The following is an 8,747-nucleotide window of genomic DNA, read 5'->3' as shown; positions in this document are numbered from 1 at the left end:
GTGGAGGGCAAGGTCAGGCGGGGCGCCGTGAAGGCAACGCGCGGGCGCGTGGACGGGGAGTGAGGGGGGCTTGGTTGGTTCTGCTACCGGTGAATGGGGGACGCCATCCTTGCCTCACACTCACCGCCGGCAGAACCGCTCCAGCCCGGCCGATCTATCTCACGGCCGCTCGACGTTTCGATCCTGGCCATCCCTTCACCATCCCAGTCGCGAGCGCCGTACCTGCCAGGATCACCGCACAACCGCCGATCATCGTCGCAGAGACGCTCTCGTGCAGAAACACCGCACCCAACAGAATGCCGAAGATGGGAATAACGAACGTGACGGTCATGGCACGAGTCGGCCCGGCGACCGCAATGAGGTGGAAATACAGCAGGTAGGCCACGCCCGTGCAGCCGATACCGAGCGCCAGCACCGCTTGCCACGCCGTCGTCGAAACCGGAGCGACGGGCCACGTGGCAAACGCGATCGGCGCGAGTACGAGCGTCGCGCCGAGCATGCTTCCAGTGGCGACCGTGAGCGAATCGACGCCTGTCAGGTATTTCTTCGTGAAGCTCCCGGCGACGCCGTAGAACGCGGCAGCAGCAAGCGCAGCCGCAGCGGCAAGCAGTCCGTGCAACAACGCAGCATCGGCATTGGCGGCATTGGCGGCATTCGCCGCGGACGAAGGCGCGATCTGGTTCCACACGAGAATCATCACGCCAACAAAGCCAATTGCCATCCCAATGCTGCGTAGCGTCGTGAGCCGATCCTTGAGCCAGACAAACGCCACGAGCGCGGCCCAAAGCGGGGAGGTCGCGTTGATCACCGATGTGACGCCCGCCGATAACGTCAATTCCGCATACGCGAAAAGGCAGAACGGGATGGCGGAGTTGAGGACGCCGACCGCGATCAGCGGCCATACGCGGCGTCGCAGCGTAGTGATCGATTGGCGGATTGGGCGTGTAGTCAGCAGCACCGCGACAAGAAACGCGGCGCCGATGCCAACCCGCAGCGCCATCAGCGGCGCCACGCCGAAATCAGGGACGGCGATACGGATGAAAAGGAACGAGCCGCCCCACAAGGCGGCGAGCACGATCAACTGCAGGAGGTTGACGGGAGACATGATTGCGCGGCGAAGGAGGCTGAGTGCGAATGGTAGCACCGCAGTTTCGCATCGCCGACATGCAAAGCCATCATGTCCATTGAAAGAGCAAGAAGCGGGACTAGCAGCAAGACTAGACCCCGCAACCCCTCAATGCGGAATCATCCACGTCAATACGTTTTGTTGCAGCCACACGAGCACGCCAAGCAGCATCGTCAGCAAGATCGAGTGCTTGAACGTCTTCGCGAACACCACGCCTTCCTTGCCTTTGAGTTCCGTCGTGGCAACGCCCGTCGAGATATTTTGCGGCGAGATCATCTTGCCCATCACACCGCCGGATGAATTTGTCGCTGCCATCAGAATGGGATTGAGATTAAGTTGCCGCGCCGCCACCACCTGGAGATTTCCGAACAATGCGTTGCCGGAGGTATCGCTGCCCGACAGGAAGACCGCCACCCAGCCGAGAAAAGCCGATACGAGCGGGAACAACGCGCCCACCGACGCCACGCCCAGGCCCAGCGTGTAGTTCATTCCCGAGTAATTCATGAGGTAGGCGAGGCCTATGATCGTCGCTACCGTGAAAATCGCAATGCGCGTCTGCATCCATGTATCCACAATCGATGCCCTGAATTCGCTTGCCGGCAGCCTCACGATCAACGCGGTAATGATCGCGGCGACAAGAATCGCCGTTCCCGTCGCGAGCGGCTGGAAGTCCCAGATCGCGCCGTACGGCTGGTTATAAAGCGTGATGAAGACGGCTTTATCGAGGCCCGGCCATGGCACCTTGACGTCGCCGATGAGGAAGATCTTGGCCACGGTCCACACAATGACGACGGCGGCTACCACGATCCACGGCACCCAGCCGTGTGCACCGGAAATCTCCCCGCGCTTCTGGTTCAGGCGATCCACCTTGACCGCAAAACGTTCGTCCGGCGCAGGTTTCCAGACCCGCAGGAACGCGATTGTCACGATCAGGGAAACAAGCGACGACATCACGTCAGTGAGCGAGTAGTTGATGAAGTTCGACGTCACGAATTGCGTCAACGCGAACGCGCCGCCTGACACGAGCAGCACAGGCCATATCTTGAGCATGTTGCGAAAGCCCGCGTACACGCCGATCACATAGAACGGCAGCAGCAGCGCGAAGAACGGCAACTGGCGGCCGACCATCTTGGCGAGGAGGTCGGCGGGAAGGTGGGTCACCGCGCCAAGCACGGTGATCGGTACGCCGAGCGCGCCGAACGCGACCGGCGCGGTGTTGAAGATGAGCGTGAACGTCAGCGCTTCGAGGGTTGGAAAGCCCAGGAGAATGAGCAGCGAACTCGTAATCGCGATGGGCGTTCCAAACCCGGCGACGCCTTCCAGCAACGCGCCGAATGAAAAGCCGATCACCACCAGGATGACGCGTCGGTCGTTCGGCAGGTTGTCGAGCATCCACATCCGGAATGCTTCAAACCGGCCGGAACGTTGCGCGATGTTATAGAGCAGGATCGCGGCAAACACGATCCACATGACCGGCCAGACTGCGAACACGGCGCCTGCCGCGACGGCATTGAACGCGAGACCCACAGGGAATTGCCACACAGCGATCGCCACCACGATTCCAACCACAAGTCCTGCGAGCGATGCTTGCCAGGCGGGCCGCCGAGCCCAGCCGAGCAATAGGAGAACAACGATGATGGGTAACGCTGCGACGACGAAAGACAAGCCCAGCGAACCCCCGACGGGCGTCAAAATCTGATGAAACATGCGGTCTCCTGACTTTTTTTAATGGACGTGTGGCGTTCGACAGCTTTGCCTCGCGGGACGATCCCGCCGCGCTGAATGCGCCTTGGTTTCGGCCACAACTCAGCCGAAACTCAGCCGAAAGCGAACATTGCCGCGTAGCCACGACGCGGAAGACTTAAGCGTCCGCCTAATGCGTCTAGAGTCAGAATAAAGGCACCGCAGGCTGCGTCAAGACAGGAATACCCATGGTGGGCACGGGCGGTGTCGCAGGGGAGAAAAACCACACGCTGTCGAGCGAACCGGCGACGTGCCGGCGCGGCTCGCTCCGGGCGTTAATCAGCCACGCGTTCCGGGTTGATCATGCCAGGGACGCCGCGCAGAGGGGAATGAAATCAGTGGTGCCAGCCTGAGCCGCCGCCATGCCAACCGCCGCCCCAGCCTCCGCCGCCGTGCCAGCAGCAGCCACCGCCGCCCCACCAGCCAAAGCCGATGGATACCGACGGCGCGTACCCGTATCCGTACGCGGGATAGGCGCCGTAATAGGCCGGATAAGGCGCGTAGACAGGATAGCCAGGGTAATAAGCAGGATAGGGCGCGTACGTGGCCGGAGGCGGTAATGCCGCGCCGTACTGTTGTTGCTGTTGCTGTTGTGGTTGCTGCTGCTGGGCGGACGGATCGCCTGATGGTGGGTTGTAATAGCCTTGCGCCGCACCGCCTTCGACGGTACCCGGTGCCCCAGCGGATATGTCTTGCTGCGTTTGCGCCGTGCCGACCGGCGGCCCGGGATACGGCGGGTAATAACCGTAAGGAACGTAATAACAACCGCTCAAGCTCAGAGCCCCCACGAGGGCTGACACTGCGAGCTTCGGGTTCATGATGCGACTCCTGTTGCGACGAAGAGCGGCGTTCGAGCGAACGTCTATTGGAGACTAGCGCATCACTGAAAAGGCGGGAAGCGTCGAGTCGTCACGCATTATTTCCGTCTGTTTCACTGACTCGGGCTGCGTTTGTCCCGGGGGATTTCGCCCGCTCGCGACCTACCAACGGCGACGTGCGGGCGTATCCCCTTGCACCGTACTTATTTGCCCACTTGATTGCCGATAACGCCGCCGACTGCCGCTCCGCCGAGCGTCGACAGCGCGCTTCCGCCTACTATTGCGCCCGCTGCGCCACCCACGCCCGCGCCCACGGCGGTATCGCGTGAACGGGTCGACATGTCGTCGCAGGCCGAAAGGCCGGCTGCAAACGCTACGACAAGAGCAATAGCGCCAATGTGTGTGATTTTCGTCATTTCAACTCTCCCATTCGATGGTCCGTGAATCTGTAATGGCCTCGGACAAAGGATTGATGGCGCCGGGCGCGCGATGACGTCCAGCGAAGCGCGCACCGTCCCCAGTTCTTGCTGTTCCCACTACATGGACAGCAGAAACAGTGCCTGATTGGGTTGTCGTGGCGCGCCGAGTTGTTGACAATGGTTCCTATTTACAGTGCATTCAATTTACTTACAGTTATGCGCTAAAACACTAACGAGAAGCTAACACTTAACCCCGCAGTCCGCATATCGATGCGTGCTGCCTGTGCCGGCCTGACCGTCTTTGGCCGGCGGGCACGCGAGATTCCGTGCCCGCCTTTGCATCGCCTCCACTTTCAAGGTTTAAGTGCGCTGGTAAATCTCCGAGCCTTTTTTAACGAACTCAATCGCCTTGGTTTCCATTCCTCGTTGCAAGGCTTCCGCATCCGATACCCCTTGTTTCGCCGCATATTCGCGCACGTCCTGCGTGATTTTCATCGAACAGAAGTGGGGGCCGCACATTGAACAGAAGTGAGCGACCTTGGCTGAATCCTTCGGCAAGGTTTCGTCGTGGAATTCGCGGGCCTTATCGGGGTCGAGGCCGAGATTGAACTGATCGTCCCAGCGGAACTCGAAGCGCGCCTTCGACAACGCGTTGTCCCGCACCTGCGCGCCCGGATGGCCCTTCGCCAAATCGGCGGCGTGCGCGGCGAGCTTGTACGTGATGATCCCGGTCTTCACGTCGTCCTTGTTCGGCAAGCCCAGATGTTCCTTTGGCGTGACGTAGCAGAGCATCGCGGTGCCGAACCAGCCGATCATCGCAGCGCCAATGCCCGAGGTGATGTGGTCGTAACCCGGGGCGATGTCGGTGGTTAGCGGCCCGAGCGTGTAGAACGGCGCTTCGTCGCACCAGTCGAGCTGCAGGTCCATGTTCTCCTTGATCAGTTGCATCGGTACGTGGCCGGGGCCTTCGATCATGACCTGCACATCATGTTTCCACGCGATCTGCGTGAGTTCGCCGAGCGTCTTGAGTTCGCCGAGCTGGGCTTCGTCGTTGGCGTCGTAGATCGAGCCGGGGCGCAGGCCGTCGCCGAGCGAAAAGCTCACGTCGTAGGCCTTCATGATTTCGCAGATGTCTTCGAAATGCTCGTACAGGAAGCTTTCCTTGTGGTGAGCGAGGCACCACTTCGCCATGATCGAACCCCCGCGCGAGACGATGCCCGTCATACGGTTCGCGGTCATCGGTACATAGCGCAGCAGCACGCCCGCGTGGATCGTGAAGTAATCCACGCCTTGCTCAGCCTGCTCGATCAGCGTGTCGCGGAAAATCTCCCAGGTCAGGTCTTCGGCCTTGCCGTTGACCTTCTCGAGCGCCTGGTAGATCGGCACCGTGCCGATCGGCACCGGGCTGTTGCGAATGATCCACTCACGCGTCTCGTGAATATGCTTGCCGGTCGACAAGTCCATGACCGTGTCGCCGCCCCAGCGGATCGCCCAGGTCATCTTGTCGACTTCCTCACCGATCGACGACGTCACCGCCGAATTGCCGATATTCGCGTTGATCTTCACGAGGAAATTCCGGCCGATGATCATCGGCTCGCTTTCCGGGTGATTGATGTTGGCCGGGATGATCGCGCGGCCGCGTGCCACTTCCTCGCGTACGAACTCAGCCGTGATTTCTTTCGCCGCGTTCGGGCCGAACGCCGACGCACCGAACGCCTGGCCGGGAGGCTGGCGGCCCATCATCGCCGCGAGCTTTTCGCCGTTCGGACCGCTCGTACGCAGCGATTCGAGGTATTCCGCACGCATCTGGTTCTCGCGAATCGCGATGTATTCCATTTCAGGCGTGATGATGCCTTGCCGTGCGTAATGCATTTGCGAGACGTTTTTCCCCGGCGCGGCGCGGCGCGGCGTCCGATGCAAGCCCTTGAACCGAAGCTCGGCCGTGGCGGGATCGGCGGCGCGCTCCCGGCTGAAATCGCTCGACAGGCCCGAGAGTGGCTGCGTGTCGCCGCGTTCCTCGATCCACCCCTCGCGCACCGCGGGCAAGCCCGACCGGATGTCGATGGTCGCGTCGGGGTCGGAGTAGGGGCCGGATGTATCGTAGACGTAGACCGGGGGATTTTTCTCGCTGCCGAAGCTCTCGTTGGTGTCGGACTGCGTGATCTGGCGCATCGGCACGCGGATATCGGGGCGCGAACCGGCGACGTATATCTTGCGGGAGTTCGGTAGCGGCGCGACGGCGGCGGCGTCCACGACAGCGTCTGCGGACAGGAATTTCGGATTGGCGTTCATGCGGCTCTCCTGTGGGGAAATGAGGGATGCGCCGAAAACAGGCGCTGAAACCACGGGAGAGCGAGAAAGGGAAAGAGCAGGAAGGTGACGGGGTTGCCTGGATGCGCGAAAAAGCTAAAGACCCCAACGCGGCAAGACCCGAACGCTTCCCTGCGCTGGCATTATCCAGATCAGGTTCAAAGGGTATTTCTCACCCGCGTCACACGGACAATCCGGCCAGCAGATTGCGATGTGCAGCGCAGGACCCCCGCGTTAACAGGCGCAACGATACACCTCGCCGTATCAACTTGGCAACCTTCTGTAACGCTCGTGGCAGTCCAATCAGCGCTTACTGCATAATGACGACCACCGGGTTTTTTGGCCTGAATTTCCCCACCCCTTTTTCGCCGTCTCCGACATGTTGTCCTGCCTTGCCCGTCTTGCCGCGCCGTTCGAGCGGCATGCCCGTTTTCATCGGAATTCGCGCTCATGAGTGCAGCCGTCCCATTCGCTGCCAGGGCGGGGTAACGGATGTCGACGCCGTTGCCGCCACCGAATCAGCCTGAACGCTCGCCGCGCCTGTTCAATCTCCCCAACTACTTCCCGTTCCGCCTGCCCGCCACGCGCAGCGGTCGTGTCGCGTTCGCGCTATGCACGGTCTATTTCGTCTGGGGTTCGACGTACATGGCGGTGCATCTATCCCTGGAAGCGTTCCCTCCCCTCATGTTGTCGGGTCTGCGCAACTTGTTCGCGGGTATCGGCCTGTTTATTTTTGCCGCGCGGCGCAAGCCGGTCTGGCCGACAGTCGTGGAGGTGCGCAACGCCGCGATTGTCGGCACGTTGCTGGTCGGCTTGTCCAGCGGGATGCTCGCGTTCGGCATGCGTACAGTCGAGACAGGAACGGCTGCGGTCATGGTTGCAACCGTGCCACTGTTCGCGACCATCATTGCTGCTATCGCCGGGCGCAAGATTGCAAAGGGCGAATGGGTGGCCGTGGCGCTCGGGCTGGTCGGGATCGCGTTGCTGAACCACGGCGATCCGTCGTCGGGTTCGACGTCCGGAAGCCTGGCCATTCTCTGCGGCGCGATCTTCTGGGCTGTCGGCGCGCATCTCGCCGGGCGTCTCAAGCTGCCATCGGACCTGTTTGTATCGACGGCATTGCAGATCGGCCTGGGCGGCGCGATGGCGACAATTGTCGCGTGGCTGTCGGGCGAGCGCATCGTGACCATGGCGTTCACGCCGTTCGTGGCGTACCTCTACCTGATGCTGATCGGATCGATGGCCGCGTACGTCGCGTACGCGTACCTGATTCGCCACACCAGTCCGATTATCGCGAGCAGTTGCATGTACGTGAATCCGGTCGTGGCCGTGGCCATGGGCGCGCTGTTTCTCGGCGAGACCATTACGCAATGGACCGTGATTGCGACCCTGATCATTCTGGCAAGCGTGGGCTTGTCGTTCTGGTTCGACTACCGGCGACGCGGTCTCGTCTGAGCGTGTTTGTCTAAGCGTGTCTGACAGACAAAAAAAGCCCGCCGGGTAGCGCGGGCTTTTTTTGCTTGAGAGCTGCAGTTCCAGCGCTGGAACTTAGTCCGCAGCCTTGTCAGCCGAATTGGTCAGCGCGTTGCCGCCCTTCGAAATGTCCTGGCCGGCGCCGGCCATTGTGTTGCAGCCGGCGAGTGCAGCGGTGGCAGCGATCAGCAGCATAGCGATGATTCGTGTCATGAGTCGTTCCTCTCTTTAGTTGTGGTTACGGGCAACTTAGCCGGGCAAGCGACCACGCCAGTTTTAAGCATCATAAAGGACTGGGCGTTCGCACAATGTAGGCGCGCGCGGGTTTATCGTGTCGGCGGGCTCTGTAATGGGTGTCGGCGTCCTCCTACATGTCTTGACTCGTATTGCCTTTTTACGCCTCAGCTATCAGGCGCCGCCTTCACTGTCGATACCGCGCACGCGCGGCATCGACACGCGGATGTCGGTGCCGTGAGGCACGCTCCGCTGGATCTCGATATGCCCGCCCCGCGCGCTTACCCGTTGCCGCATCCCGAGCAGTCCGTGCGTGTGCGTGCGCGACAAATCCTCCGGGCGAATGCCAACGCCGTCATCGGCGATACGCAGCGTGACACGTGCCTCGTCCAGTTCGAGCGCGATTGATACGTTCGATGCCCGCGCGTACTTGGCCGCGTTCGTGAGCGATTCCTGCGCGACCCGGAACAACGCGATTTCCACGTCCGCGCCGAGCTTGATGTCGTCGTCGGGAAGGGCGAGCGCGAGCGTCCAGCCATTGCGTTGCGCGGCTTCATCGGCAAGGGTCCGCAACGCGGTGACCAGCCCGAAATTGGTCAGCACGGTCGGCCGCATGTCTTCGAT

The 8,747-nt window shown here is 61.4% G+C and carries 9 protein-coding genes and 1 riboswitch; of the genes, 1 reads left to right on the top strand and 8 read right to left on the bottom strand.

All coding sequences use genetic code 11. The features are described 5' to 3' along the window. Nucleotides 1–154 precede the first annotated feature (154 nt). The 6 genes from WCA53_RS25180 to WCA53_RS25155 all read right to left on the bottom strand — a co-directional run bounded on the left by WCA53_RS25180 (nt 155) and on the right by WCA53_RS25155 (nt 6,852). The gene (locus WCA53_RS25180) at nt 155–1,105 is read right to left on the bottom strand and encodes a DMT family transporter (protein WP_423916827.1); all 951 of its coding nucleotides are present in this window, start codon (nt 1,103–1,105) and stop codon (nt 155–157) included. Nucleotides 1,106–1,234: 129 nt separating this feature from the next. Then, nucleotides 1,235–2,833 (bottom strand): L-lactate permease, encoded by a 1,599-nt coding sequence (locus WCA53_RS25175; protein WP_423916824.1) that lies wholly within the window; start codon nt 2,831–2,833, stop codon nt 1,235–1,237. Between the two features lie 371 nt (nt 2,834–3,204). After that, complete coding sequence (locus tag WCA53_RS25170; RefSeq protein ID WP_423916821.1) at nt 3,205–3,687, bottom strand: hypothetical protein; 483 nt, start codon at nt 3,685–3,687, stop codon at nt 3,205–3,207. A gap of 203 nt (nt 3,688–3,890) precedes the next feature. Next, nucleotides 3,891–4,103 carry a glycine zipper 2TM domain-containing protein gene (locus tag WCA53_RS25165; RefSeq protein WP_423916819.1) on the bottom strand — a complete coding sequence of 71 codons (213 nt, stop codon included), beginning with the start codon at nt 4,101–4,103 and terminating at the stop codon, nt 3,891–3,893. 363 nt (nt 4,104–4,466) lie between these two features. Next, the gene (gene thiC / locus WCA53_RS25160) at nt 4,467–6,398 is read right to left on the bottom strand and encodes a phosphomethylpyrimidine synthase ThiC (protein ID WP_423916817.1); all 1,932 of its coding nucleotides are present in this window, start codon (nt 6,396–6,398) and stop codon (nt 4,467–4,469) included. A gap of 129 nt (nt 6,399–6,527) precedes the next feature. After that, nucleotides 6,528–6,657: riboswitch (TPP riboswitch) on the bottom strand. A 69-nt stretch (nt 6,658–6,726) separates the two neighbouring features. Continuing rightward, nucleotides 6,727–6,852: a hypothetical protein gene (locus WCA53_RS25155; RefSeq protein WP_423916815.1), complete on the bottom strand. Its 126-nt coding sequence runs from the start codon at nt 6,850–6,852 to the stop codon at nt 6,727–6,729. A 56-nt stretch (nt 6,853–6,908) separates the two neighbouring features. On the opposite strand from WCA53_RS25155, the gene WCA53_RS25150 reads away from it, so the two are divergent. Next, on the top strand, nt 6,909–7,871 hold the full coding sequence (locus WCA53_RS25150) for an EamA family transporter (RefSeq protein WP_423916813.1): 963 nt from the start codon (nt 6,909–6,911) through the stop codon (nt 7,869–7,871). A 93-nt stretch (nt 7,872–7,964) separates the two neighbouring features. On the opposite strand, the gene WCA53_RS25145 is transcribed toward WCA53_RS25150, so the two are convergent. Together WCA53_RS25145 and WCA53_RS25140 are read right to left on the bottom strand one after the other, a co-directional pair. Beyond that, on the bottom strand, nt 7,965–8,102 hold the full coding sequence (locus tag WCA53_RS25145; RefSeq protein WP_423916811.1) for an entericidin A/B family lipoprotein: 138 nt from the start codon (nt 8,100–8,102) through the stop codon (nt 7,965–7,967). A 195-nt stretch (nt 8,103–8,297) separates the two neighbouring features. Beyond that, the coding region (locus WCA53_RS25140; protein ID WP_423916808.1) for a sensor histidine kinase at nt 8,298–8,747 on the bottom strand (450 nt) is incomplete at its 5' end.

Origin of the sequence: Caballeronia sp. (assembly GCF_049581465.1) — a bacterium.
GTDB lineage: Bacteria > Pseudomonadota > Gammaproteobacteria > Burkholderiales > Burkholderiaceae > Caballeronia.
This window is presented reverse-complemented; position numbering and strand designations above follow the sequence as displayed.